Here is a 24,425-nt window from a genome sequence, read left to right as displayed (position 1 = left end):
GCGGGCCTCATCGCGAGCAGGCTCACTCCTACAAGGGTTATGTGTTTGCCGCTGCAGCTGTGACTGGCGGAGATCCAATGTAGGAGTGAGCCTGCTCGCGATCAGCGGCCTCGAATTCAGCGATAAGCTCGGATCGGGTCGGCAAACCCTCCATGTCCCCGCGACTCTGCACCGCCCGACTGCCAATCCAGTTCGCGCGTTGCACCGCCTCGGCAAAACTCTGATGCTCCAGCAGGGCACTGATCATGCCGACCGCAAAGCCATCACCCGCACCCACGGTGTCGACCACGTTGGCCACCGGCACCCCGGCGACAAAACCCTGATCCAGATGCGTGCGGTAATAGGCACCTTGCGGCCCAAGCTTGATCGCCACGGCTTCGGCGCCCTGATCGAGATAAAACGCCGCGATGTCCGCCGGGTCTTCGAAGCCGGTCAGCAAGCGACCTTCGCTCAAGCCCGGCAAGACCCAATGGGCGAGGGCGGCGAGGCGGTTGATCTCGCGGATCATCTCTTGCTCAGAGGCCCACAGACTTGGGCGCAGATTGGGGTCGAACGACACGCTGCGCCCGGCATGACGCATGCGTGTCATCAGCTCGAACGACATTTCCCGGGCGCTCGCTGACAGCGCCGGTGGAATCCCGGTGGCGTGCAGGTGGCGGGCACTGAGCAAAGTGTCGCTGATCGACTGCACGGACAGATGACTGGCCGCCGAGCCACGGCGGAAATACTCGACCTGCGGGTCGCTGCCGTCGTCGTTACGGGATTTGAACTGGAAACCGGTCGGGTGCTGGTGATCGACCGCGACGTGACTGCAATCCAGACCTTCCTTGATCAAGGTCTCGACCACGAAACGTCCGAGGGAATCGGCGCCGACCCGGCTCAGCCACGCCACATTGAAACCGAGCCGCGACAGGCCGATCGCCACATTGCTGTCGGCGCCGGCAATGCGTTTGTGAAAATGCTCGACTGCAGCCAGATCACCGGTCTGCTCGGCGACCAGCATCGCCATTGTTTCGCCGAACGACAGAATATCGATGTCAGACATGGGCAGGCTCCAGGCGCGATTGACCAAGGCGGGCGAGGGCGGCGACGTGTTCCGTGGTCAACGCCACCAGATCATCGCCCTGCAACGGGTATTCGGCGGCACGCATAACGCCTTGGGCCATGTGCCGCAGCAGTTGTTCCCACAAATGCAGGTCGCTGACGGCGGGCGGCACCGCCACCAATTTGCCGTCGGCGCGGCGGGCCACGGCTTTGCAGTGCACGTAGCCGACGTGGCGTCCGAGCAGGCGTGCGGCGTTGGCGGCGGACTGGTCTTGCCACTGCCAGTTGCCGATATCGAAGGTCATCTTGATCGGCAAATCATGCTGCTCCACCGCCGCGAAAAAACGCTGGAACGGCTCGATGCGGCCGCCCTGCAAGGTCTGGTCGTTTTCCACCAGCAACTGCACCGGGCTGTTGCCCAGCAGTTGTTTCAGCACTTGCAGATCACAGTTGTCGGTGAAGTAACCGAGCGAGACTTTCAGCCATTTCGAGCCGAATGCCTCTGCGTGTTGCAGGGCGTTGATCAGCTCGGGATTGGGCCGCGCCTGACCGGCGAGCCACAGTTCGCTCGGCGACGAATAGATGCTTTGCAGTCCCTGCGCCCGAGTGGCGGCTTGCAGTTGCTCGGGCACTTCGCGAGTCAGCAACTCTTCGCGCCACTCGATGCGATCAGCGCCAGCGGCGGCCAGCACATCGATGAAGAAGTCCTGCCCGCGTTGGCGCACAAGCTCGGCGCCGTAACTGGACAGGCTGATGGAAACGGCAGGTTTATTCATTGTTATCTACCTCTGAAACCGGTTTCATTCTTGTTCAAAAAAATCTGATTGATCTTCGTCGGGCGTTCGGGCGCCATCGCGAGCAGGCTCACTCCTACATTTGGAATGCGCTCCCCCTGTAGGAGTGAGCCTGCTCGCGATGGCGCCATAACAGTCACCGCAAAGATCCTCGGGTAGACCCGCGCTCAACCAGCACCGGCGCAAAATCCACTCTGCGCGCTATCTCGACATCCCCCCGCAAACGCTTGAGCAAACACTCAAACGCCCGCGCGCCAATCTCGGCTGTGGGCTGGGCGAGGGCGGTAATCCCGCTGCCGACCAACGGGTACCAATCCAGATCATCCAGGGCAATCAGCCCGACATCCTCGAACAATCGGCAACCGATTTCGCGCAAGGCCAGGGTGCAGGCCAACGCTGCCACGCCATTGGCGCAGAACAGCGCTTTCGGCCCATTCGCCGGTTGTTTCAAAAAGTGCTGAAGTTGAGTGGCGAGTTCTGCGCCGGTTTCCAGCACCGCCCCGGTCAGACCGGAACGCTGGGCCATCTGCTGCTGAAAACTGCTGACCCGCTCGATCCGCGAACTGGTGCCGTCAAACGGCTCAGTCACCAGCAACACATCGCGATAGCCGCGCTGCTCAAGGTGCGTCAGGGCCATCTCGACCGCCTGCGGATTGTTCAGCCCGACCATGTCGCTGTCGAGGCCATCGACCTTGCGGTCCACCAGCACCAAGGGCATTTCCCGGTGCAACTCGTGGAGTTCGTCACGGTGATGGCCAAGGGTGTTCACGATCAGCCCCTCGATGTTGTACGAGCGCAACAGCGCCAGATGCTGGCGCTCCTGCTCGTCGTCGCGGTCGGTGTTGCACACCACCAGGCTGTAGCCGTGCGCACGGCAGGCGGTTTCCACCCCGTGCATCACGGCAATCGAATAAGGGTTGCGGATATCGGCCACCAGCATGCCGATCAGGCGCGTGCGCCCGCGTTTCAGACCACGGGCCATCTGGTTCGGGCGATAACCCAGCTCACTGATCGCCTGCTCGATACGCAAGGCGATGGCATCGGAGAGCAGGGCGCGGTCGTCGCCGATGAAGCGCGAGACGCTGGCCTTGGATACGCCGGCGCGTTCGGCAACATCAAGCATGGTCACGCGGCTGCGCTGGGCGGCGGAGAAGTCGTTCACGGTCTGAAACCTATTATTGGATTTATTCGTTTCATGCGCCTCGATGGCGCTGAAACCGGTTTCAGGAAACACCAGAAGCTGACACTCCGTCAAGTGAATGCGCGTGGTACTTCAACTTGGCGCCGACGGGCGGTGCTCAGCGTTATTGAAGTATCTGCGCAATGCTCAGCCAAACAGGCCGGCAGCAATATTGATCGAAAAGCCCAGAATCGCGGTGTTGAACACAAAACCGATCAATGATTGCGCCAGGACGATCTTGCGAATATCGCGGGTAGCCACGCCGACATCGGCAGTCTGCACCGCCACGCCGATGGTGAAGGAGAAATACAGGAAGTCCCAGTAATTGGGCGTGGTCAGACCTTCAGCGAAACGCAGGGCCGGTTCCTTGCCGTCCCAGGTGTAAAACAGGCGCGCGTAGTGCACACAGAAGATCACCCCGATCACCAGCCAGGAACCTACGACGGTGACGGCGGTGAACGCGTAATGCAGAAGTTTGTGATGGGTATCCAGATCCTTGGTGCCGGCCAGTTCCAGGGTGATGGCGGCCAGGCTTGCCAATGCTGCGATACACACCACGAACAGCACCAGTCCGGCATTCTCGTCTTCGACGACGGCGATGCGTTTGACGTCCGGTGCCTTGGCTCGGGTGGCGAGCCAGAACATCAGGATCAGGTAAGTCCAGACGCCGGCGTTCCAGCCGATGAGGATTTTGCTGACGACGGAGTCGGCAGGGACCAGCAGGCCGGTGGCAAGGCCGACCAAAGCGGCGGCAGACAGGCGAGGGTGGGTGCGGGCGAGAAAGCGCATGGGGACTCGATGGGCCAGGATGTTTTTACACCTTAGCCCAGCGACGTCTCGGATGACCACTGACTTGACTGTTCGAATGACCTTGTGGGAGCGGGCTTGCTCGCGAAAGCGCTGTGTCAGCCAGATGAATACTGACTGACACGACGCCTTCGCGAGCAAGCCCGCTCCCACAGGGATCAGTGGTGTTTGGTAAAGCGTTGTACGAGCTTCATGACCACCACGAAGAACAACGGCACGAAGATCACGGCCAATGTCGCCGTAATCATCCCGCCGATCACTCCGGTGCCGATCGCCTGCTGGCTTGCCGAACTGGCGCCAGTGGCGATGGCCAACGGCACCACGCCGAGGATGAACGCCAGCGAAGTCATGACGATCGGGCGCAGACGCAGGCGCGCGGCTTGCAACGTCGCGTCGATCAGGTCGTGACCTTCGTCGTACAGGCTCTTGGCGAACTCGATGATCAGGATCGCGTTCTTCGCCGACAGACCAATGATGGTAATCAGCCCGACCTTGAAGAACACATCGTTGGGCATGCCGCGCAAGGTCACCGCCAGTACTGCGCCGAGCACACCCAGCGGCACCACCAGCAGCACCGAAGTCGGAATCGACCAGCTCTCGTACAACGCCGCCAGGCACAGGAACACGATCAGCAACGACAGACCGAGCAGGATCGGCGCCTGACTGCCGGACAAACTTTCCTGCAACGACAGCCCGGTCCACTCCTGACCCAGACCTTTCGGCCCCTGAGCGACCAAGCGTTCAATCTCCGCCATCGCTTCACCGGTACTGTGCCCCGGCGACGGTTCGCCGGAAATCGCAATCGCCGGATAACCGTTGTAACGGGTCAGTTGCGCCGGGCCTTGCGTCCATTTGGCCTGAACGAACGCCGACAGCGGCACCATGCGCCCGGCGTTGTTGCGCACGTGCATTTTCAGCAGATCATCAACCTGACTGCGCTGATCGCCTTCGGCCTGGACCACCACCCGCTGCATGCGCCCCTGATTGGGGAAGTCGTTGATGTAGGAAGAACCCACGGCGGTGGACAGCACGTTGCCGATATCAGCAAACGACACGCCCAGCGCATTGGCCTGCTTGCGGTCTACCTCCAGTTGCACCTGCGGCGCTTCGGCCAGCGCGCTTTCGCGAACGTTCATCAGCACCGGGCTTTTTTCCGCGGCGGCGAGCAGTTCGCTGCGCGCCTGCATCAATGTCGCGTGACCGAGACCGCCGCGATCCTGCAGACGGAATTCGAAGCCGCTCGACGTGCCGAGGCCGTCAACCGGCGGCGGCAACACAGCGAACGCGATGGCATCCTTGATCTGGCTCAGGGCGATATTGGCGCGATCGGCAATCGACGTAGCCGAATCGTCGCTGCCGCGCTCCGACCAGTCCTTGAGGGTGGTAAACGCCAGCGCCGCATTCTGCCCGCTGCCGGAGAAGCTGAAGCCGAGAATCACCGTGCTGTCGCCAACCCCCGGTTCACTGGCGTTGTGCGCTTCGATCTGCTCGACCACCTGCACCGTACGGTTCTTGCTTGCACCCGGCGGCAGCTGGATATCGGTGATGGTGTACCCCTGATCCTCAACCGGCAGGAACGAGGAGGGCAGACGCGCAAAGCACAGGCCCATGCCGATCAGCAGCACGCCGTAGATCAGCAGATAACGCCCGCTGCGCTTCAGCGCGTAGCCGACCCAGCCTTGATAGCGATCGGTCAGTTGCTCGAAGCGGCGGTTGAACCAGCCGAAGAATCCGCTTTTCTCGTGGTGCTCGCCCTTGGCAATTGGCTTGAGCAGCGTGGCGCACAGTGCAGGCGTCAGCGTCAGGGCCAGAAACGCCGAGAACAGGATCGAGGTCGCCATCGACAGCGAGAACTGCCGGTAAATCACGCCCACCGAACCCTGCATGAACGCCATCGGGATGAATACCGCCACCAGCACCAGGGTAATGCCGATGATCGCCCCGGTAATCTGCTTCATCGCCTTGCGCGTCGCTTCTTTCGGCGACAGGCCTTCAGTGGCCATGATCCGCTCGACGTTTTCCACCACGACAATAGCATCGTCCACCAGAATGCCGATCGCCAGGACCATGCCGAACATGGTCAGCACGTTGATCGAGAAACCCAGCGCGAGCATGGTGGCGAAGGTGCCCATCAGGGCCACTGGCACCACCAGCGTTGGAATCAGCGTGTAGCGGATGTTCTGCAGGAACAGGAACATCACCGCAAACACCAGCAGCATCGCTTCGCCCAAGGTGTAAACCACTTTGGTGATCGAGACTTTGACGAACGGCGAGGTGTCGTACGGAATCTTGTATTCGACGCCCGCGGGGAAGTAGCGCGACAGCTCGTCCATCTTCGCCCGGATCAAAGTGGCGGTCGCCAAGGCATTGGCCCCCGGGGCCAGTTGCACGCCGACGGCGGTGGACGGCTTGCCGTTCAGGCGCGTGCCGAACTGGTATTCCTGACTGCCGACTTCGACCCGTGCCACATCGCCGATGCGCACGGTGGAGCCGTCAGGATTGGCCTTGAGCACGATGTCGGCGAACTCTTCCGGCGTCGACAACTGCCCCTTGACCAGAATGGTCGCGGTGATTTCCTGCGAGGACGGATTGGGCAAGTCGCCAATACTACCCGCCGACACCTGGGCGTTCTGCGCGACGATGGCGGCGTTGACGTCAGCCGGGGTCAGGTTGAAACCGATCAGCTTCTGCGGATCGATCCAGATCCGCATCGCCCGCTCGGCACCATATAACTGCGCCTTGCCGACGCCGTCGATGCGTTTGATCTCGTTCATCACGTTGCGCGCCAGATAATCACTGAGCGCCACGTCATCGAGCTTGCCGTCGCTGGAGGTCAGGGTGATCAGCAGCAGGAAACCGGCAGAGACTTTCTCCACCTGCAGGCCTTGCTGATTGACTGCCTGCGGCAGGCGCGACTCGACCACTTTGAGGCGGTTCTGCACATCCACCTGCGCCAGCTCCGGGTTAGTGCCCGGCTGGAAGGTGGCCTTGATCGTCGCGCTGCCGAGGCTGCTCTGCGATTCGAAGTACAGCAGGTGATCGGCGCCGTTGAGCTCTTCTTCGATCAGGCTGACCACGCTTTCATCGACGGTCTGCGCCGAGGCGCCAGGGTACACCGCGTAGATTTCGATCTGTGGCGGCGCGACATCGGGGTACTGCGCCACCGGCAATTGCGGAATGGCCAGCGCACCGGCCAACAGGATGAACAGGGCGACAACCCAGGCGAACACCGGGCGATCGATAAAGAACTGCGGCATATGAAAGCGTCCTGCTTACTGACCAGAGGTCTGGGCAAGTGGAAGAGGGGTGTCGTCGATCTGCACTTTTTCGCCTGGACGGGCGTGTTGCAGGCCTTCGATGACAATGCGGTCGCCGGGCTTGAGGCCGCCGGTGACGATCCAGCGGTCGTTCTGCACCGCGCCCAGTTGCACCGGCTGCTGGGCGACGCGCATCTGCTCGTCGACGGTCAGCACCTGGGCGATACCCGCGCTGTCACGCTGCACCGCACGTTGCGGCACGGTGATGCCGTTCTGTACGGTGGCTTGTTGCAGACGTACACGGATGAAGCTGCCCGGCAGCAGGTCGAGATCGGGATTGGGGAACTCGCTGCGCAGAATGATCTGGCCGGTGCCCGGATCGACGCTGATGTCGCTGAACAGCAATTTGCCCGGCAACGGATAAAGGCTGCCGTCATCCTGAATCAGCGTGGTCTTGACCTGATCCTGACCGACTGCCTGCAACTGCCCGGAACGGAAAGCGCGACGCAGCTCATTGAGCTCACGGGTCGACTGGGTGAGGTCGGCGTAGATCGGGTTGAGCTGCTGGATCAGCGCCAGCGGCGTGGTTTCATTCTGCCCGACCAGTGCGCCTTCGGTGACCAGAGCACGACCGACACGCCCGGAAATCGGCGCGGTGACGGTGGCGTAGCCGAGGTTCAGCTTCGCCCGTTCTACCGCAGCTTTATTGGCTGCCACGTCGGCGGCGGTTTGCCGGGCATTGGCGCGGGCGTTGTCGTAATCCTGAGCGCTGATGGCCTTGTCATCGATCAACTGTGCGTAGCGTTGTTCCTGCAACCTGGCCTGGAAGGCATTGGCCTCGGCCTTGCGCAGCGCGGCTTCGGCGCTGTCCAGGTCAGCCTTGAACGGCGCCGGGTCGATGCGAAACAGCACGTCACCCTTTTTCACGTCGCTGCCTTCACGGAAGGTCCGTTGCAGCACCACGCCGGCCACCCGGGCGCGCACTTCGGCGATGCGTGGCGCGGCGATCCGCCCGCTCAGTTCGCTGCTGATCGACAGGGGGCGGGCCTCGATGGTCTCGATGCGCACGGTGGCTGGCGGCGCTTCTTCTTCGGCCTTCGAGGACGAATCACAGGCGCTCAGCAACAGCGCAGCGGCGATCAGGCCGAGCCCGGCCAGAAGATTTTTTGACATGTACCACCCCCAATATTGAAGCCCGCATCCTAAGGCCAGACGCCGAGGGTAGCGGTGAAGCTTTGTAGGCGCTGTGTGAAATTGTGTAAGGGTTTTACTCAGGGACGGGCGAGGGCGTATATCCTTTACGCCTTGAAATTTATTGCGACAGATAAACCGCCATCGCGAGCAGGCTCACTCCTACATTGGAACTGTGCCAGACACGAACCTTGTAGGAGTGAGCCTGCTCGCGATGAGGCCCAAACAGTCGCCACTGCATTTTCCTGGAACACCCCATGCCCAACATCCTCCTGGTCGAAGACGACACCGCCCTCGCCGAACTGATTTCCAGCTACCTGGAGCGCAACGGCTATTCCGTCAGCGTGATTGGCCGTGGTGACCACGTGCGCGAGCGGGCACGGATCAATCCGCCGGATCTGGTGATCCTCGACCTGATGCTGCCGGGCCTCGACGGCCTGCAAGTCTGCCGCTTGCTGCGCGCCGATTCGGCAACCCTGCCGATCCTGATGCTGACCGCCCGCGACGACAGCCACGATCAGGTGCTGGGCCTGGAAATGGGCGCCGACGATTACGTCACCAAACCCTGCGAGCCCCGGGTTTTGCTGGCCCGGGTGCGTACTTTGCTGCGGCGCAGCAGCCTCGGTGAACCGCTGACGGTCAATGACCGCATCGTCATGGGCAATCTGTGCATCGACTTGTCCGAGCGCACCGTGACCTGGCGCGAGCAACCGGTGGAGCTGTCCAGCGGCGAATACAATTTGCTGGTGGTGCTGGCCCGACACGCCGGGGAAGTGCTGAGCCGCGATCAAATCCTGCAACGCCTGCGCGGCATCGAGTTCAACGGCACCGACCGTTCGGTAGACGTGGCGATTTCCAAGCTGCGGCGCAAGTTCGACGACCACGCCGGCGAGGCGCGCAAGATCAAGACGGTATGGGGCAAGGGCTACCTGTTCAGCCGCTCCGAGTGGGAATGCTGAGCTGATGTTCAGAATCCTGTTTCGCCTGTATCTGGTGACGATCGTCTCCTACAGCGCGGCGATCTATCTGGTGCCGGATCTGGTGATCATGGCGTTCCGCGAGCGCTTCATCACCTACAACCTCGACTACTCGCGCGGCCTGCAATCGCTGATCACCCGGCAGTTTCACGCGGTGCCGCAGGATCAGTGGCCGGCACTGGCGCAGTCGATGGACAAGGACTTCCAGCCGCTGCACATCGCTCTCGCACGTATCGACGACGCCGGGTTCACCGCCGCAGAGCAGGTGCGTTTGCGCGCAGGGGAAAACGTGGTGCGCATTGGCGATTGGGGATGGCGCACCTTGGCGGTCACGCCGCTGAACGATGACGTCGCCGTGCAAATGGTGGTACCCCCGGATCCGCTGGACGTCAATCTGTTGTACTGGAGCATCAACGTGCTGATCGGTGCGAGCATGCTCGCCTGCCTGCTGCTGTGGATTCGTCCGCACTGGCGCGATCTGGAGCGCCTCAAGGGCACTGCCGAACGCTTCGGCAAGGGCCACCTGAACGAGCGCACGCAGATCCCCGCCAGTTCCAACATCGGCAGCCTGGCCAACGTGTTCGACACCATGGCCGGCGATATCGAAAATCTGCTCAACCAGCAGCGCGACCTGCTGAATGCGGTGTCCCACGAATTGCGCACGCCGCTGACCCGTCTGGACTTTGGTCTGGCCCTGGCGCTGTCCGATGATTTGCCGGCGACCAGTCGCGAGCGCCTGCAAGGACTGGTCGCGCACATTCGGGAACTGGATGAGCTGGTGCTGGAACTGCTGTCCTACAGCCGCCTGCAGAACCCGGCGCAGTTGCCGGAACAGGTCGAGGTTTCGCTGGATGAGTTCATCGACAGCATTCTGGGCAGTGTCGATGAAGAACTGGACTCGCCGGACATCGTCATCGATGTGCTGCTGCACGGTCAGCTCGAACGTTTCACGCTGGATCCGCGCCTGACCGCCCGAGCGATCCAGAACCTGCTGCGCAATGCCATGCGCTATTGCGAAAAACGCATTCAGATTGGCGTGCAGGTCAGCCCCGATGGTTGCGAGATCTGGGTCGACGACGATGGCATTGGCATCCCGGATGATGAGCGTGAGCGGATTTTCGAACCGTTTTATCGACTTGATCGCAGTCGTGATCGGGCTACCGGCGGCTTTGGTCTGGGCCTGGCCATCAGCCGTCGGGCGCTGGAGGCGCAGGGCGGGACCTTGACGGTTGAAAGTTCGCCGCTGGGTGGGGCGCGGTTCAGGTTGTGGTTGCCTGACATGACTTGACCCGAAACCCGTGGGAGCGGGCTTGCTCGCGAAGGCGGAGTGTCAGTCGACATAAATTAATCTGACACACCTTTCGCGAGCAAGCCCGCTCCCACAGGGGTTTTGTGTTGGTCAGATCAGTTGGTTCGACTGAATCAAGCCAACCCCAGCCGTCTGCATCCGCTCCATCGCCGCTGCCAGTGACCCATCCCTGTCAATGGCACGACAGGCATCCAGCACCACGAACGCGTTGAACCCCGCCGCCCGTGCATCCAGCGCAGAAAACATCACGCAGAAATCCAGCGCCAGACCGACCATGTACACCGTGTCGATACCGCGCTCCTTCAGATAACCGGCCAGACCGGTGGTGGTGCGCCGGTCCGCTTCGAGAAACGCCGAATAGCTGTCGATGTCCGGATTACAGCCCTTGCGGATGATCAGTTGCGCGTGCGGCAGGTTCAGCTCGGGGTGAAACTCGGCGCCGGCAGTGCCTTGCACACAATGCTCCGGCCAGAGTACCTGCTCGCCGTAGGGCAACTGAATTACCTCGTAAGGCTGGTATCCGGGGTGGCTTGAGGCAAAGGACGCGTGGCCGCTCGGGTGCCAGTCCTGGGCAATCACCACCTGTTTGAACAGGCCACCGAGGCGATTGATCAGCGGCACGATCTGATCGCCTTCGGGCACGGCCAACTGGCCGCCGGGGATGAAGTCGTTCTGCACGTCAATGACCAGCAGGGCGGTGCGGGGTGAAATCTGCATCGGGGCTTCCTCCTTGGATAATCACCCGCTCAGCATAGTGGAGCGGCACTCACGCGCCCAGCTTGTCGACCAGGTGTTTTGCCAGGTCTTCCAGCGCCGGCGCCGGGTTGTGCCCGATCAACATCCACGCATGCTCACCTTCGGTCCAGTACACCACGTTCATTTCGTGGCGCCGTTCGTGCGCCAAAGGCTGGCTGCCACTGTTGGAGCGAGTCACGCACAAGGCCAGCGGCCCGTGTTTCGCATCGAGATAGGTCAGTTGCGCAATCGGCACACCGTCGTACTCGAGCATTTGTGCACGCTTGAGTTCGGCGCCCGGCAACTTCACCAGTGCCGGCGACAGACTCAGCCCCAAGCGTGCATCTACCGCACGCAGTTGCGATCGCTGGCTGGCTTCGTCACTGGGCAGGTGATCGAGGGTTTGCGGCACATACAGTGCCATGTAGTCGCCCACCAGGGCGCGCCAGTTATGCGTTTGCTGCGTTTGCCAGGCGAGAAACAGGCGATCGGCCAACACGCCGCCCGCCAGCAGACTCGCGGCGGCCGCACCGATGAACCAGCGTCTGCTCAGGCCTGGCTGCTGAGGGGCGGGGATGGCATCGAGGCGCGCCTGCAAACGTTCCAGCGGTGCCTGTTGCGCCAGTTCGTCATAGGCATCCTTGTACGGCAGGCTGCTGCGTTCGAACCATTGCACGCGCAGGCTGAGCAACGGGTCGTCGGCAATCGCGCTGTCGAGCTGGCTGCGATACGCGGGGTCCAGCTCGTCATCGAGGTAGGCCACCAGTTGTTCGTCGGAGGGCCTGTTCATGGGTGGTCACCTCCGGTGGTTTTCGGCACGGCTTGCAGGGGCGGATATTCAGCCAGTTTCAGTCGCGCGGTGGCCAGACGGCTCATCACCGTGCCGATCGGCACTTGCAGGATCTCGGCGACTTCGCGGTAGGACAGGCCTTCGACATAGGCCAGGTACACGGTTTCGCGTTGGGTCTCCGGCAACGCATCGACCCGGCGGATCACCTGCGCCGCCATCACATGAGTCTGCGCGGCGTATTCGCCATCGAAGGCCAGTTGCCCGTCGGCATCGACCTGACCGGCGCCCTGACGCACCCGGCGGGCGCGCACTTCGTTGAGCCAGATTGAATGCAAGATGCTCAGCAGCCAGCGATCCATGCGCGTGCCGGCCACATATTGGCCGACACGTTCCAGCGCCCGCACACACGTGGCCTGCACCAGATCCTCGGCCACGTGACGATTGCGCGACAGCAGCAGGCCGTAGCGCCACAGCCGCGCCAGATGCTGTCCGAGTTCCGCTCTGAATGCCTGATCGCTGACGATGATGGCGTTCCTTTATCTATGTCAGGTTTTCGATGAATCGTTGATGGCTTCAGCCAGGTCCTGGTATTCCTCGCAGGCGGTGCCGCAAATCGATTTGATCTGCTGCAATTGCTCCTGCGCCAGGTCGACGCGGCCTTTGATCACATAGGCTTCGCCGAGGTATTCACGCACTTGCGCGTACTGCGGATCGAGTTTCACCGATTGCAGGTAATAGCCGATGCCTTCATCGGTACGCCCCAGTTTTCGCGTGGCGTAACCGCGATAGTTGAGGGCTTTGGCGGTGTTCGGTTGTTGCAGGGTGTCGAGCAGGGCCAGGGCCTCTTCGTAGCGACCGTCCTTGGCCAATCGGTAGGCATAGTCGGTGCGATCGACATCCCGTACGGCGCTGCTGGTCTGCAGCACACATTTCTGTGATTTGCTGTCCCAGACCTGGCCTTTGGGGCAGTTGGGCTTCTGCACGGGCGCGCTTTCATCACCGTTGGCAAACGCCATCGATGCGGACAACACGGTGACCAGCAGCAACGGGGCGGCGAACATAACGGAACGGATAGTCATGGGCAAGGCTCCACAGAGGGTTATGTTTCACTTTGAACACCACAGCCCGGCATTTTATTCATTGCTTTGTCAGGCTCTGTTCAAGGTACGCGCAAATCGCGGCGTTATGCTCGGCTACGCCTGCCGTCCATCCAGCGCTTTGCCATGCCCCGGCGCTGACACACGAGGAACTGCCATGAAAGATCAGGTCCATCACTCCGCTGCTGCCGGCTACAAGACTGCCGCTGACACCTACATCAAGGGCCGCCCGGACTACCCGCCGCAGGTCAGCCAGTGGCTGACCCAGACGTTGGGTCTGGACAGTCACAAGACCGTCATCGATCTGGGCGCCGGCACCGGCAAGTTCACCGGACGGCTGGCGGCCACCGACGCGCAGGTGATCGCCGTGGAACCGGTGGCGCAGATGCTGGAAAAACTTTCCGCTGCCTGGCCGCAGGTGTTGGCGGTGAGCGGTACCGCGACCGATCTGCCACTGCCTGACGCGTCGGTGGATGCAGTGGTCTGCGCGCAGGCGTTCCATTGGTTCGCCACCCCGGAAGCCCTGACGGAAATCGCCCGCGTGCTCAAGCCTGGCGGCAAGCTTGGCCTTATCTGGAACCTGCGCGATACACAGGTCAGCTGGGTGCCGAAACTCGACGCTATCGTGAATGCGCTGGAGGGGGACACGCCGCGTTACTACACCGGCCAATGGCGTCAGGCGTTTCCGCATCCGGCGTTCGGGCGGTTGCAGTTGCAGCAGTTTCATCACGGACACACCGGCTCGCCGGAAGACGTGATTTTCAATCGGGTGCGCTCCACGAGCTTTATTGCCGCATTGCCGCAGACGCAGCGCGACAAGGTTGATGAGCAGATTCGCGCGCTGATTGCCTCGGAGCCGGCGTTGCGTGGGCGGCATGTGCTGACGGTGCCTTATGAGACGGCGGCTTATGTGGCGGTGAAGGTCTGTTAGATCGGCGGTGCAGCCCTTCGCGAGCAGGCTCGCTCCCACGAGGATCGGTGGTGAATGCAGAAACTGCGTTCACTGAATATCAATGTGGGAGCGAGCCTGCTCGCGAAGAGGCCAGCCCTGACACTGCATCTCTCGAAGCAGTCCCGCATTTGGCCGAACCGCCATCGTGATGCCTTGGTATAGTTCGGGCCTCATTTTCAGCCCGGTAAAGGATCACTGCCATGACTCAATACACCGCCTTCAGCGTCGAACTGGCCGACAACATCGCGCATGTGCAGATCAATCGTCCGGAAAAGATCAACTCGATGAATGCTGCGTTCTGGAGCGAGATCGTCGAGATTTTCCAGTGGATCGATGACACCGATGAAGTGCGGGTGGTGGTGCTCAGCGGTAACGGTAAACATTTTTCCTCCGGCATCGACCTGATGATGCTCGCCGGCGTCGCCAACGAACTGGGCAAGGACGTCGGCCGTAACGCACGCCTGCTGCGGCGCAAGATTCTCACCCTGCAAGCCTCGTTCAACGCCGTCGACAACTGTCGCAAACCGGTACTGGCGGCGATTCAGGGCTACTGCCTCGGCGGTGCGATCGACCTGATCGCCGCCTGCGACATGCGCTACGCCGCCGAAGACGCGCAATTCTCGATCAAGGAAATCGATATCGGCATGGCCGCCGATGTTGGCACTTTGCAACGGTTGCCACGGATCATCGGGGACGGCATGCTGCGTGAACTGGCTTACACCGGGCGCACTTTCGGCGCAGATGAAGCGCGCAGCATCGGTCTGGTCAATCGCGTTTACGCTGACAAGGAGCTGCTGCTCGAAGGCGTGATGGACATTGCTCGCGAGATCGCCGGCAAATCGCCAATCGCGGTCACCGGCACCAAGGAAATGATCAGCTACATGCGCGACCATCGCATCGACGACGGCCTCGAATACGTTGCCACCTGGAACGCCGCCATGTTGCAATCCACCGACTTGCGCGTGGCCATGGCCGCCCATATGAGTAAACAGAAACCCGAATTTCTGGATTGAGAAACCATGACAGCTCGCTGGACCACTGCAGTACTGGACACCGATCAACCCGGCGGCTGGGCCGTGGCGCGCAGCCCCGAAGGCTTTCTGTTCGATGACAACGGCGCGCTGTTCCCGCGGGAATGGCTCAAGCGTCAGGAGTTGTCGATTCTCACCGAACACGGCATCGGCCATCTCGATGGCGAGCCGGTGTATCTGCTGGAATTGCACAGCTCCAGCGAGGTGCCGGGCTGCAACTGGAAAGGTCTGCGGGCGTTCATGCTCGATGGCGATCACACCGTCTATAAGGTGCTGGGCTATGCCGCGCAGATCGGCACCTGGGCGCGTGAACATCGCTTCTGCGGCAACTGTGGGCAGGCGATGACGCAGGTGCCGCGCGAGCGAGCGATGTATTGCCAGCCGTGCGACCTGCGCAGTTACCCGCGGATTTCGCCGAGCATGATCGTGCTGGTGACCCGTGGCGACGAGATCCTGCTGGCGCGCTCACCGCGTTTCGTCACCGGGGTCTACAGCACGCTGGCCGGGTTCGCCGAGCCGGGCGAGTCGGCGGAGGACTGTCTGATTCGCGAGGTGCGCGAGGAGGTCAGCATCGAAGTGAAGAACATCCAGTACATGGGCAGCCAGTGCTGGCCGTTCCCGCATTCGATGATGCTCGGCTTCCATGCCGAATACGCCGGGGGCGAGATCGTCTGCCAGGAAGACGAGATCGAAGACGCCCAATGGTTCAACGTGCACGATCTGCCGCCGTTGCCGGCGTCAAAATCGATTGCCCGTTATCTGATCGACGTCTACGTGGCCCGCCGCTTAGGCCACGCTGAACCAGTGTTGCCAGGCTAGGCGCACGGTCAAACCCAATACCACGGTGATGAACACCGGACGAATGAACTTGGCGCCGCCGCTGATCGCGGTGCGCGCCCCGAAGAACGCGCCGACCATCACCGACAGGCCCATGCTCAGGCCGATGATCCAGTCCACTTGCCCGGAAAACACGAACACCGACAGCGCCGCGATGTTGCTGACGAAGTTCATGCTGCGCGCCACCCCGCTGGCCTTGACCAGGTCGATCGGGTAGAGCAGCAGGCTGCTGACGGTCCAGAACGCACCCGTGCCGGGGCCGGCCACGCCGTCGTAGAAACCGAGGCTGAAGCCTTGGGTCGATTGCCATTTCTTCTTGATCGGCGCGTCGCTGTCCAGCGGCGCTTTGGGCGTGCCGCCGAACAACAGATACAGGCCACAGGCGAAGACGATCACCGGCAGCATCTTGTTCAGCCATTCCGCCGGCAGATAATGGGCGACGATGGCACCGGTCAGCGCCCCGACCAGGGTGCCGACGATCGCGTGCATCCACTGCCGGGGGTGGAACAGTTTGCGTCGGTAGAAGGTGAAACTGGCGGTGGCCGAGCCGAACGTCGAACTCAGTTTGTTGGTGCCCAGCACCAGGTGCGGTGGCAGGCCGGCAGTGAGCAGCGCCGGGGTGGTCAACAGACCGCCGCCGCCGGCAATGGCGTCGATGAAACCGGCAATGAAAGCGACAAGGGCCAGAACGGCCAGGGTGGTGAGGTCAACGCTGAGTTCGAAAGGCATGGAATCGGCTTATTCGGCAGGGCGCAGAAGGGCTGCGGGGAAGGCGGTCATGTTACCTGTATCCAACTGTTGCGGCGACCCGTCTGACGCCTTCGCGAGCAGGCTCGCTCCCACATTTTGAAACGCATTCCACCCTGTGGGAGCGAGCCTGCTCGCGAAGACATTCTTCATGCCGCCACCAATCCAACTGTTGCCCACACAACAACCCGGCAACAAATCTCCCTTCCACAAAACATCAACTCCACCCCGAAACCCAACAAAACCAGGCATTCCTAGCCTGGCACGCTTGCTGCTCTGTCCCATTGACCTTCCCAATGTCCCGAGGACACGCCAATGAGCAAGCAAGCCGTGAAATTCGCCTACTGGGTGCCGAACGTCAGTGGCGGCCTGGTGGTCAGCAAGATCGAGCAGCGCACCGACTGGGGCATCGACTACAACCGCAAACTCGCGCAACTCGCCGAAGCGGCCGGGTTCGAGTACGCCCTGACGCAGATCCGCTTTACCGCCGGTTACGGTGCCGAGTTCCAGCATGAGTCGGTGGCGTTCAGTCATGCGCTGCTGGCGGCTACCACCAGGCTCAAAGTCATCGCGGCGATTCTGCCGGGGCCATGGCAGCCGGCGCTGGCAGCCAAGCAACTGGCGACCATCGATCAACTCACCAACGGCCGGATTGCGGTGAACATCGTCAGCGGTTGGTTCAAGGGCGAATTCCAGGCCATCGGCGAACATTGGCTGGAACACGACGAGCGCTATCGGCGCTCGGAGGAATTCATTCGTTCGTTGCGCGGGATCTGGAGCCAGGATAACTTCAGCTTTCGCGGCGACTTCTACCGCTTCGACCATTACACCCTCAAACCGAAACCGCTGGGCCGCCCGGAAATCTTTCAGGGCGGCAGTTCCCGTGCGGCACGAGACATGGCGGCGCGGGTCTCGGACTGGTATTTCACCAACGGCAACAGTGTCGAAGGGATCAAGGCGCAGGTCGATGACATCCGGGCCAAAGCGGCAGCCAACAATCATTCGGTGAAGATCGGCGTCAACGCCTTCGTGATTGCTCGCGACACTGAAGAAGAAGCGCGCGCGGTACTGGCGCAGATCATCGACCAGGCTGACCCGGAAGCGGTTAACGCCTTTGGTGACGCAGCGAAGCAAGCGGGCAGGGCGTCGCCGGAAGGTGAGGGCAACTGGGCGAAATCGACGTTCGAGGATCTGGTGCAATACAACGATGGCTTCAAGACCAACCTGATCGGCACGCCACAGCAGATTGCCGAGCGGATTGTGGCGCTGAAAGCGGTGGGGGTGGATCTGGTGTTGGCGGGGTTTCTGCACTTTCAGGAGGAGGTGGAGTATTTCGGCAAACGTGTGTTGCCGTTGGTGCGCGAGCTGGAGGCTGAAAGGACTGCCGCAGTAGCCTGACCCCAACAAATCTCCTGTAGGAGTGAGCCTGCTCGCGATTGCGTATGAACAGTCGATATTCAGGCTGACTGACACACCGCTATCGCGAGCAGGCTCACTCCTACAATTGGAACTATGTGAACTTAGAGGCCCAGGTCAGAAAGCCCCGGATGATCATCCGGACGCCGACCCAGCGGCCAATGGAACTTGCGCTCGCTTTCCTTGATCGGCATGTCGTTGATGCAGGCATAGCGCTGGAACATCAGCCCGTGCTCATCGAACTCCCAGTTTTCATTGCCGTAGGAACGAAACCAGTTGCCCGAATCGTCGCGCCATTCATAGGCATAGCGCACGGCAATCCGCGTGTCCGAATACGCCCAAAGTTCCTTGATCAAGCGGTAATCAAGTTCCTTGGCCCATTTGCGGGTCAGGAAGGCCTTGGCTTCCTCTCGGTTGTTGGCGAACTCGGCGCGGTTGCGCCATTTTGTGTCGAGGGTGTAGGCCAACGACACCTTCTCGGGATCGCGAGAGTTCCAGCCATCCTCGGCCAGACGTACTTTTTCGATAGCCGATTCACGGTTGAACGGCGGTAAAGGCGGACGCACTTGGGCAGCAGTCGACATTTTCAGTCTCCCGATCTAATTAACGATTAAACAACGGTTGAGGCTTATTTAAGGCGTTACAGGTCCAATAACTTACGCGCCATGCATTGCGCATTATCAGCGGCACTGTGATCACCCATCACAAGCGCTACGGTAATGGCGCCGTCAATCAGGATCAGCAATTGTCTGGCCAGACGTTGCGGATCTTCGACGCCATGTTCGGTACACAGCTCGCACAGGTAGTCGAGCAGCTTCTGTTTGTGGTCTTTGGCGACCTGGCGCACCGGGTCTTCAGGATCACCGGTCTCGCCACTGGTATTGATGAAGGCACAGCCACGGAAACCTTCCGAAGCGAACCAGCTTTTGAGCACGGTAAACAGGTTGAGCAGGCGGTCGGCCGGGGTTTCGGCTTGATCGACAGCACTTCTGTACCAATGCATCCAGCGCACATCGCGGCGTTGCAGGGCAGCGACGGTCAGCTCCTCCTTGTTGGCGAAGTAGCGGTAGATGCTTTTTCTGGAGACGCCGGCGGTTTTCACCAGAAGATCCATGCCGGTGGCCGCGATGCCACTTTTGTAGATCAACTTTTCGGTGACGTCCAGAATGATGTCGCGGGTCGAGGTGTCAGTGATTTCGTTCATGCGGCTAACAGTAGAACGATCGTTCTCCTTGGTCAAGCGGTTATTTTTTTGTGTCTGCCATACCGCTTTCGCGAGCAGGCTCGCTCCCACATTTGAAATGCGATCCATTGTGGGAGCGAGCCTGCTCGCGAAGGGGGCATTACAGACAGTAACAAGACCCGAACCGGTTGATGGTGTAAGCTCTCGGGTTCTTCGGATTCGACCCATTGCGAGCCCTATGCCGTTGCTTTTCAAACGCTCTTTGCTGCCCAAACTGCGCAGCTTTCCGCTGACTGCCGAGGCCGTGACCATTCTGTCCGGCGCCGCCGAGTTCCGTCGTTGCCTGCTGGAGAAAATCGCCGAGGCGACCCGGCGCATCTACATCGTTGCGCTGTATCTGCAGCACGACGAGGCCGGTCAGGAAATCCTCGATGCCTTGCACGCCGCCAAGCTCAAGCGCCCGGAGCTGGAGATCGTCGTGGTGGTTGACTGGCTGCGCGCCCAGCGCGGGCTGATCGGCGCCGGCAAACAGCCGGGCAACTCGGCGTGGTATCAGGAAATGACCCGCACCCATCAGAGCGAAGTGCCGGTCTACGGCGTACCGGTGCAGACCCGCGAACTGTTCGGCGTCCTGCATCTGAAAGGCTTCGTGATCGACGATTGCGTGGTTTACAGCGGTGCGAGCCTGAACAACGTCTACCTGCACAAGTTCGACAAGTACCGTTTCGACCGCTACCACGTGCTGCACAGCCGCGAACTGGCGGATTCAATGCATCACCTGGTCAAGCACGGCCTGATCGAATCCAAAGCTGTGCATCGCCTCGACCTGCCCAACCTGCCGACTACCCGCAGCTTGCGCAACGACATCGGCGACCTGCGCAGCCGTCTCAAATATGCGGCGTACGACACCAGCGCCGGCAGCACCGCGCATACCGGCCTGTCGGTAAGTCCGCTGCTGGGCGTGGGCAAGAACAATCCGTTGAACCGGGTGATTGTCGAGCTGATCGCCAGTGCGCAACAGCAGCTGACCATCTGTACGCCGTACTTCAATCTGCCGCTGCCGATCATCCGCGAGATCAATCGCGCGCTGGCCCGTGGGGTGAAGATCGACATCGTGGTCGGCGACAAGACCGCCAACGATTTCTACATTCCGCCGAGCGAGCCGTTCAAGGTGATTGCGGCGTTGCCGTATCTGTACGAAATCAGCCTGCGGCGTTTTGCCCAGCGCCATCAGCGCAACATCGACAGCGGCCAGTTGAACCTGCACCTGTGGCGTGACGGCGACAACAGCTATCACCTCAAGGGCATGTGGGTCGACCAGCGCTATACGCTGCTGACCGGCAACAACCTCAATCCGCGGGCGTTCCGCCTCGACCTGGAAAACGCGCTGCTGATCGATGATCCGCAAGGCGAGTGGCTTGAGCCACGGGCGAAGGAGCAGCAAGAGATTTTCCGCAACACCACGCGGATTGCCAGCTTCCAGAACCTGGAGACCTTGCCGGAGTACCCGGCGGGGGTGGCGAAGTTTCTCAAGCGCGTGAGTCGGGTGCGGATCGAGCGGTTGCTCTACCGGATTTTGTAAACTTTCAGATTATTCGGTGCGGTTAAAACCGCTATCGCGAGCAGGCTCACTCCTACAGGGGAATGCATTCCAACTGTAGGAGTGAGCCTGCTCGCGATGGGGCACTTAAGGCCTCTACATCAATCAGTTCAGACCCAGCTTGCCACGCAACGTGGACAGGTCTTCCGCCAAGGTATTGACCGGGCCAACCAGCGCCTTGCGATCGTTGTCCTTCACCTTGTCATAAGTCTCGAAACCACCGTCCTTGGTCGTGTACTTGGCGAGGATCTTGTCCACGGTGGCGAAGTTCTTGTCGACTTTGGCGACGAACGCCTTGTCCTGTTTTTCGATCTGCGGACGGAACAGGTCGACGATTTTCTTCGCGCCGTCGATGTTGCCCTGGAAGTCATACAGGTCGGTGTGGCTGTAACGGTCTTCTTCACCGGAGATCTTGGTCGCGGCAACCTCTTCCAGCAGAGCAGCAGCACCACCGACGACTTTCTCCGGCGGGAAGGTCAGGCCGGCAACGCGGGTTTGCAGGTCTTTCACATCGCTGTCGAGCTTGTCCGCCAGAGCGGTCAGGCCTTCAGTGGTTTTCTCCGAGAACAGTGAATATTCAATGCGGTGAAAACCGGTGAAATCTTCAGCCTTCACGCCTTTTTCGTGGTCGTCGACGCGCGAGTCGATGGACGCATCAAGGTCACTGAACAGCTCGGCAATCGGCTCGATCGACTCGTAGTAGACGCGGGTCGGCGCGTAGAGCTTTTGCGCAGTGGCCAGATCGCCTTTCTTCACCGCATCGGTGAATTGTTTGGTGTGGCTGCCCAGTTCATCCAGTTGCTCGGTGACGTAGATCTTGTAGTCCGACACCGGGCCGACCAGATCCAGTGGCGCCGTCGCGGCGAACGCCGACAGCGGGGTGTTGAGCAAACCGAGGGTCAGCAGTAACGCGAGTGGCGACTTTTTCATGGAGCGGCTCCGAGGTTTTTTATGGTTAGGCAGCTGTTTTGGGTTGGGTGGCGTTGAGCAGCGAGCGACCGATGAAATCCTTGTCGCCGGTGACACCCGGAAGGGTGAAGAAGTAACCGCCGCCGACCGGTTTGAGGTATTCCTCAAGCGGCTCGCCGTTGAGCCGGGTCTGCACGGTGATGAAGCCTTTTTCCAGATCGGCCTGGTAGCAGATGAACAGCAGGCCCATGTCGAGCTGGCCGTTCTTGTTCACGCCGTTGGAGTAGTTGAACGGCCGGCGCAGGATCAGATTGGCCTGGCTCGCGGCGGTGCGCGGGTTGGCCAGGCGAATGTGTGCGTCGAGCTTGGTCAGTTTGCCTTCCGGGTCTTTGCTGTAATCCGGGACTTCGGTTTCATGGTTGGCGCCCATCGGCGCACCCGTGGTCTTGACCCTGCCGATGATGCTTTCCTGTTCCTGCAACGGCGTACGATCCCAGCGCTCGACAAAATTGCGGATGATCCGCACCGCTTGATAGCTGCCGTGGGCCGCCCACGCCGGCTCATCGCTGCCCGGTTGCACCCAGACAATCTTGTCCATGGCCTTGGCATCGTTTGAATCGGGGTTGGCCGAGCCGTCGCGGAAACCGAGAAAGTTACGCGCCGATTGCGCCGGCACCCCCGGTTTGGCCGGAGCTTGCGGCGGCACGCTGCCTTCCTGTTTCCAGCGCACCAGCAGCAGGTCCGGCAGGTTCTTGACGATGTCGCGCAGGGCGTGAATGTTGGTGTCGGCGGTGTTCGAGCAGAATTGCAGGCTCAGATCGCCGTGGCAGCAATCGGCCTCCAGTGCATCATTGGGGAAGCCGACCATGCGTTGCAGGCGCTTCGGTTTGGCGGCGGCCAGGCCGAAGCGCTCGTCGAACAGCGACTCGCCCACCGAGACGGTGATGGTCAGGTTGTCCGGAGTCACCACCGGGCCGAGGATGCCGGAATCCGGTGGCGGCAGTTTCGGGTCGATCTGCGCCACCGGGCCGCCCTTCATCAGGAACGCGATGCGCTCGTTGAGGGTACGGAACAGCCGCTCAAGGTCTTCGCGATCGCTAGCCAGTACGTCGAACGACACGAACATGCCGGACGCCGGACGCGGGGTGACGATCCCGGTCTGGTGCACGCCGTGGAAATCGTGGCGGTCTTCGGTCTTGTCGCTGCTCGGCGCTTCGGTGACTTGCGCCGGGGCCGCAGCCATCGCCGGACAGCTCAGGGCCGAACCGGCCAGGGCGACGCCGGCGACACCCATGCCCATCAGCAGGCGGCGACGTTGCAGGTCGAGGTTTTGCAATTCTTTCATCGGTATTCGTCTTCTGCTTACAGGCCGGAAAGGCCGAGGGCGGGATCGATGCCATCCAGAGCGTCAGCCAGGGCCTGAGCCTTGTCGGCGATCTGTTTGCGTTGTTCGCCACTGACCGTGTCGTAAGTGGCGTAGCCGTCCTTGACCTTGAAGCTGTTCAGTACGCTGTCGAAATCGCTCAGCGCCGCGTCGATTTTCGGCAGCAGATCCGGCGCTGACTTGGTCAGCATCGGCCGCAGCAGCTCGACGACTTTGTGCGCGGTTTCCAGGTTGCTGGCGAAGCCGTTGAGGTCGGCGTGGCTGTAGCGTGCCTCTTCACCGCTGGCGGCGCGCACGTCGGCCAGGGTGTTGAGGTTGCGCACCACGATGCTCACCAGTTGCTCCGGTGGCAGCGATTGGGCCAGCAGTTGCTGTTTTAGGGTGGTGACGTCGGCCAGCAGACGCTCGGCAACCGGGTTCAAGCCATCGAGGCTGCGTTGCTGGAACAGCGCGTATTCGATGCGGTGGAAACCGACGAAGGCCGGATCCTGTTCGCGTTTTTCGAAGTAATCGGCGCGGGCATTGATGCTGTTGTCCAGTTCGGCCAGCCGTTGCGCGGCAGGTGCCAGACGCTGGTAAGCGGCACGTGCCGGCAGGTACAGCGCTTGCGCCTGGGCCAGGTCGCCACCGGCAATCGCCTGATTCAGCGCGGTCACGGCTTTGATCAGCGCGCTGCCCTGCGTCGCCAGATACACGCGAAACTCCGACAGCGGCCCGACGAAAGCAACCATCGACGGCTTGGCCTTGGCGGCAGCATCGGAAGCCGCAGTCGGCGTTACGTGCAGTACGCCACGTGGATTGCTCAGCAGACCGCAAGTGATCGCATAGTCGCCGGGTTGCAGGTTGGCGTTGATCACCTGGCTCAGGCCCGGCGCGATGTTTTCGCGCTCTTCGATCACCAGCACGCCGTCGAGGATTTCCCACTCCACCGCGCGGTCGGAGCGGTTGACGATGCGGAAACTGGCGCGGCCGGCGGGAACCGTCAGCTCATTCGGATCACAGCTGTGCGCGTTGATGTTGACCACGACTTCATCATGGTTGTGCTGACGCTTGGCCGCGGCCATTTTCGAGGCGTAGTAGAACAAGCCGCCGGCGGCGATCATCACGACCACCGAACCGGCCACCGCCCAGCGCAAGGCGCGGGGAGGGGAGGCCTGAGGAGTATTAGGCTTTGACATGGAGGTC

23 protein-coding genes are annotated in these 24,425 nt (G+C 61.3%); 7 read left to right on the top strand and 16 right to left on the bottom strand.

Annotated elements, in window-relative coordinates; genetic code table 11:
• Positions 1 to 37: 37 nt before the first annotated feature.
• The 6 genes from CRO59_RS21910 to CRO59_RS21885 all read right to left on the bottom strand — a co-directional run bounded on the left by CRO59_RS21910 (position 38) and on the right by CRO59_RS21885 (position 8,255).
• Positions 38 to 1,045 carry a sugar kinase gene (locus CRO59_RS21910; protein ID WP_097089679.1) on the bottom strand — a complete coding sequence of 336 codons (1,008 nt, stop codon included), beginning with the start codon at positions 1,043 to 1,045 and terminating at the stop codon, positions 38 to 40.
• Positions 1,038 to 1,820, bottom strand: a complete 783-nt coding sequence (locus CRO59_RS21905; protein ID WP_097089680.1) for a sugar phosphate isomerase/epimerase — start codon at positions 1,818 to 1,820, stop codon at positions 1,038 to 1,040. Before CRO59_RS21905 ends, CRO59_RS21910 begins: the two co-directional genes overlap by 8 nt.
• Positions 1,821 to 1,974: 154 nt before the next feature.
• Positions 1,975 to 3,000, bottom strand: a complete 1,026-nt coding sequence (locus CRO59_RS21900; protein WP_097089855.1) for a LacI family DNA-binding transcriptional regulator — start codon at positions 2,998 to 3,000, stop codon at positions 1,975 to 1,977.
• Positions 3,001 to 3,165: 165 nt separating this feature from the next.
• Complete coding sequence (locus CRO59_RS21895; RefSeq protein ID WP_027611985.1) at positions 3,166 to 3,807, bottom strand: DUF1345 domain-containing protein; 642 nt, start codon at positions 3,805 to 3,807, stop codon at positions 3,166 to 3,168.
• 176 nt (positions 3,808 to 3,983) lie between these two features.
• Positions 3,984 to 7,082 (bottom strand): efflux RND transporter permease subunit, encoded by a 3,099-nt coding sequence (locus tag CRO59_RS21890; RefSeq protein WP_097089682.1) that lies wholly within the window; start codon positions 7,080 to 7,082, stop codon positions 3,984 to 3,986.
• Positions 7,083 to 7,097: 15 nt separating this feature from the next.
• Positions 7,098 to 8,255: an efflux RND transporter periplasmic adaptor subunit gene (locus CRO59_RS21885; RefSeq protein WP_097089683.1), complete on the bottom strand. Its 1,158-nt coding sequence runs from the start codon at positions 8,253 to 8,255 to the stop codon at positions 7,098 to 7,100.
• Positions 8,256 to 8,530: 275 nt separating this feature from the next.
• Here CRO59_RS21885 and CRO59_RS21880 point away from each other — a divergent pair, with 275 nt between their 5' ends.
• Both CRO59_RS21880 and CRO59_RS21875 read left to right on the top strand, forming a co-directional pair.
• Positions 8,531 to 9,232: a response regulator transcription factor gene (locus CRO59_RS21880; RefSeq protein ID WP_097089685.1), complete on the top strand. Its 702-nt coding sequence runs from the start codon at positions 8,531 to 8,533 to the stop codon at positions 9,230 to 9,232.
• 4 nt (positions 9,233 to 9,236) lie between these two features.
• Positions 9,237 to 10,538: an ATP-binding protein gene (locus CRO59_RS21875; RefSeq protein WP_097089686.1), complete on the top strand. Its 1,302-nt coding sequence runs from the start codon at positions 9,237 to 9,239 to the stop codon at positions 10,536 to 10,538.
• Positions 10,539 to 10,649: 111 nt separating this feature from the next.
• Here the strand turns inward: CRO59_RS21875 and pncA are convergent, their stop codons facing one another.
• From pncA to CRO59_RS21855, 4 genes are all read right to left on the bottom strand, one after another.
• A complete protein-coding gene (gene pncA, locus CRO59_RS21870; RefSeq protein WP_097089688.1) occupies positions 10,650 to 11,276 on the bottom strand; it encodes a bifunctional nicotinamidase/pyrazinamidase in 627 nt (208 codons plus the stop codon).
• A 49-nt stretch (positions 11,277 to 11,325) separates the two neighbouring features.
• On the bottom strand, positions 11,326 to 12,084 hold the full coding sequence (locus CRO59_RS21865; RefSeq protein ID WP_097089690.1) for an anti-sigma factor: 759 nt from the start codon (positions 12,082 to 12,084) through the stop codon (positions 11,326 to 11,328).
• A complete protein-coding gene (locus CRO59_RS21860; RefSeq protein ID WP_219738077.1) occupies positions 12,081 to 12,566 on the bottom strand; it encodes a sigma-70 family RNA polymerase sigma factor in 486 nt (161 codons plus the stop codon). The genes CRO59_RS21865 and CRO59_RS21860 overlap by 4 nt, the downstream gene beginning before the upstream one ends.
• A gap of 63 nt (positions 12,567 to 12,629) precedes the next feature.
• Entirely contained in the window at positions 12,630 to 13,163 is a 534-nt protein-coding gene (locus CRO59_RS21855) for a tetratricopeptide repeat protein (protein WP_097089691.1), read from the bottom strand.
• 175 nt (positions 13,164 to 13,338) lie between these two features.
• Between CRO59_RS21855 and CRO59_RS21850 the strand changes: the two genes are divergently transcribed.
• The 3 genes from CRO59_RS21850 to nudC all read left to right on the top strand — a co-directional run bounded on the left by CRO59_RS21850 (position 13,339) and on the right by nudC (position 15,983).
• A complete protein-coding gene (locus tag CRO59_RS21850) occupies positions 13,339 to 14,112 on the top strand; it encodes a class I SAM-dependent methyltransferase (protein ID WP_097089693.1) in 774 nt (257 codons plus the stop codon).
• 221 nt (positions 14,113 to 14,333) lie between these two features.
• Positions 14,334 to 15,146, top strand: a complete 813-nt coding sequence (locus tag CRO59_RS21845) for a crotonase/enoyl-CoA hydratase family protein (protein ID WP_097089694.1) — start codon at positions 14,334 to 14,336, stop codon at positions 15,144 to 15,146.
• A 6-nt stretch (positions 15,147 to 15,152) separates the two neighbouring features.
• Positions 15,153 to 15,983, top strand: a complete 831-nt coding sequence (nudC, locus tag CRO59_RS21840; RefSeq protein ID WP_097089696.1) for an NAD(+) diphosphatase — start codon at positions 15,153 to 15,155, stop codon at positions 15,981 to 15,983.
• Here nudC and CRO59_RS21835 read toward each other — a convergent pair.
• On the bottom strand, positions 15,951 to 16,730 hold the full coding sequence (locus CRO59_RS21835; protein WP_027611974.1) for a TSUP family transporter: 780 nt from the start codon (positions 16,728 to 16,730) through the stop codon (positions 15,951 to 15,953). The genes nudC and CRO59_RS21835 overlap by 33 nt on opposite strands.
• A 333-nt stretch (positions 16,731 to 17,063) precedes the next feature.
• Here CRO59_RS21835 and sfnG point away from each other — a divergent pair, with 333 nt between their 5' ends.
• Positions 17,064 to 18,146, top strand: coding sequence for a dimethylsulfone monooxygenase SfnG (gene sfnG / locus CRO59_RS21830; protein WP_097089698.1), 1,083 nt, complete (start codon positions 17,064 to 17,066; stop codon positions 18,144 to 18,146).
• 122 nt (positions 18,147 to 18,268) lie between these two features.
• On the opposite strand, the gene CRO59_RS21825 is transcribed toward sfnG, so the two are convergent.
• Positions 18,269 to 18,748 (bottom strand): nuclear transport factor 2 family protein, encoded by a 480-nt coding sequence (locus CRO59_RS21825; RefSeq protein WP_007963424.1) that lies wholly within the window; start codon positions 18,746 to 18,748, stop codon positions 18,269 to 18,271.
• Between the two features lie 56 nt (positions 18,749 to 18,804).
• On the bottom strand, positions 18,805 to 19,368 hold the full coding sequence (locus CRO59_RS21820; RefSeq protein WP_096796073.1) for a TetR/AcrR family transcriptional regulator: 564 nt from the start codon (positions 19,366 to 19,368) through the stop codon (positions 18,805 to 18,807).
• A 217-nt stretch (positions 19,369 to 19,585) separates the two neighbouring features.
• Here CRO59_RS21820 and pssA point away from each other — a divergent pair, with 217 nt between their 5' ends.
• Positions 19,586 to 20,929, top strand: a complete 1,344-nt coding sequence (pssA, locus tag CRO59_RS21815) for a CDP-diacylglycerol--serine O-phosphatidyltransferase (protein WP_097089699.1) — start codon at positions 19,586 to 19,588, stop codon at positions 20,927 to 20,929.
• A gap of 123 nt (positions 20,930 to 21,052) precedes the next feature.
• On the opposite strand, the gene efeO (CRO59_RS21810) is transcribed toward pssA, so the two are convergent.
• Genes efeO (CRO59_RS21810) through efeO (CRO59_RS21800) form a run of 3 tightly spaced genes read right to left on the bottom strand, consistent with a single transcriptional unit; the run spans position 21,053 to position 24,418 of the window.
• A complete protein-coding gene (efeO, locus tag CRO59_RS21810) occupies positions 21,053 to 21,877 on the bottom strand; it encodes an iron uptake system protein EfeO (protein ID WP_097089701.1) in 825 nt (274 codons plus the stop codon).
• A gap of 25 nt (positions 21,878 to 21,902) precedes the next feature.
• On the bottom strand, positions 21,903 to 23,201 hold the full coding sequence (gene efeB / locus CRO59_RS21805; protein WP_097089703.1) for an iron uptake transporter deferrochelatase/peroxidase subunit: 1,299 nt from the start codon (positions 23,199 to 23,201) through the stop codon (positions 21,903 to 21,905).
• A gap of 17 nt (positions 23,202 to 23,218) precedes the next feature.
• Positions 23,219 to 24,418, bottom strand: coding sequence for an iron uptake system protein EfeO (efeO, locus tag CRO59_RS21800; RefSeq protein ID WP_097089705.1), 1,200 nt, complete (start codon positions 24,416 to 24,418; stop codon positions 23,219 to 23,221).
• Between the last annotated feature and the right edge of the window lie 7 nt (positions 24,419 to 24,425).

Origin of the sequence: Pseudomonas sp. LAMO17WK12:I5, assembly GCF_900215165.1 — a bacterium.
In the GTDB taxonomy this organism is placed as follows: Bacteria; Pseudomonadota; Gammaproteobacteria; order Pseudomonadales; family Pseudomonadaceae; genus Aquipseudomonas; species Aquipseudomonas putida_A.
This window is presented reverse-complemented; position numbering and strand designations above follow the sequence as displayed.

Coding starts and splice junctions, on each gene's coding strand:
- CRO59_RS21910 (WP_097089679.1), bottom strand. CDS start 1,045: ATGTCTGACATCGATATTCTGTCGTTCGGCGAAACAATGGCGATGCTG.
- CRO59_RS21905 (WP_097089680.1), bottom strand. CDS start 1,820: ATGAATAAACCTGCCGTTTCCATCAGCCTGTCCAGTTACGGCGCCGAG.
- CRO59_RS21895 (WP_027611985.1), bottom strand. CDS start 3,807: ATGCGCTTTCTCGCCCGCACCCACCCTCGCCTGTCTGCCGCCGCTTTG.
- CRO59_RS21890 (WP_097089682.1), bottom strand. CDS start 7,082: ATGCCGCAGTTCTTTATCGATCGCCCGGTGTTCGCCTGGGTTGTCGCC.
- CRO59_RS21885 (WP_097089683.1), bottom strand. CDS start 8,255: ATGTCAAAAAATCTTCTGGCCGGGCTCGGCCTGATCGCCGCTGCGCTG.
- CRO59_RS21880 (WP_097089685.1), top strand. CDS start 8,531: ATGCCCAACATCCTCCTGGTCGAAGACGACACCGCCCTCGCCGAACTG.
- CRO59_RS21875 (WP_097089686.1), top strand. CDS start 9,237: ATGTTCAGAATCCTGTTTCGCCTGTATCTGGTGACGATCGTCTCCTAC.
- pncA (WP_097089688.1), bottom strand. CDS start 11,276: ATGCAGATTTCACCCCGCACCGCCCTGCTGGTCATTGACGTGCAGAAC.
- CRO59_RS21865 (WP_097089690.1), bottom strand. CDS start 12,084: ATGAACAGGCCCTCCGACGAACAACTGGTGGCCTACCTCGATGACGAG.
- CRO59_RS21855 (WP_097089691.1), bottom strand. CDS start 13,163: ATGACTATCCGTTCCGTTATGTTCGCCGCCCCGTTGCTGCTGGTCACC.
- CRO59_RS21850 (WP_097089693.1), top strand. CDS start 13,339: ATGAAAGATCAGGTCCATCACTCCGCTGCTGCCGGCTACAAGACTGCC.
- CRO59_RS21845 (WP_097089694.1), top strand. CDS start 14,334: ATGACTCAATACACCGCCTTCAGCGTCGAACTGGCCGACAACATCGCG.
- nudC (WP_097089696.1), top strand. CDS start 15,153: ATGACAGCTCGCTGGACCACTGCAGTACTGGACACCGATCAACCCGGC.
- CRO59_RS21835 (WP_027611974.1), bottom strand. CDS start 16,730: ATGCCTTTCGAACTCAGCGTTGACCTCACCACCCTGGCCGTTCTGGCC.
- sfnG (WP_097089698.1), top strand. CDS start 17,064: ATGAGCAAGCAAGCCGTGAAATTCGCCTACTGGGTGCCGAACGTCAGT.
- CRO59_RS21825 (WP_007963424.1), bottom strand. CDS start 18,748: ATGTCGACTGCTGCCCAAGTGCGTCCGCCTTTACCGCCGTTCAACCGT.
- CRO59_RS21820 (WP_096796073.1), bottom strand. CDS start 19,368: ATGAACGAAATCACTGACACCTCGACCCGCGACATCATTCTGGACGTC.
- pssA (WP_097089699.1), top strand. CDS start 19,586: ATGCCGTTGCTTTTCAAACGCTCTTTGCTGCCCAAACTGCGCAGCTTT.
- efeO (WP_097089701.1), bottom strand. CDS start 21,877: ATGAAAAAGTCGCCACTCGCGTTACTGCTGACCCTCGGTTTGCTCAAC.
- efeB (WP_097089703.1), bottom strand. CDS start 23,201: ATGAAAGAATTGCAAAACCTCGACCTGCAACGTCGCCGCCTGCTGATG.
- efeO (WP_097089705.1), bottom strand. CDS start 24,418: ATGTCAAAGCCTAATACTCCTCAGGCCTCCCCTCCCCGCGCCTTGCGC.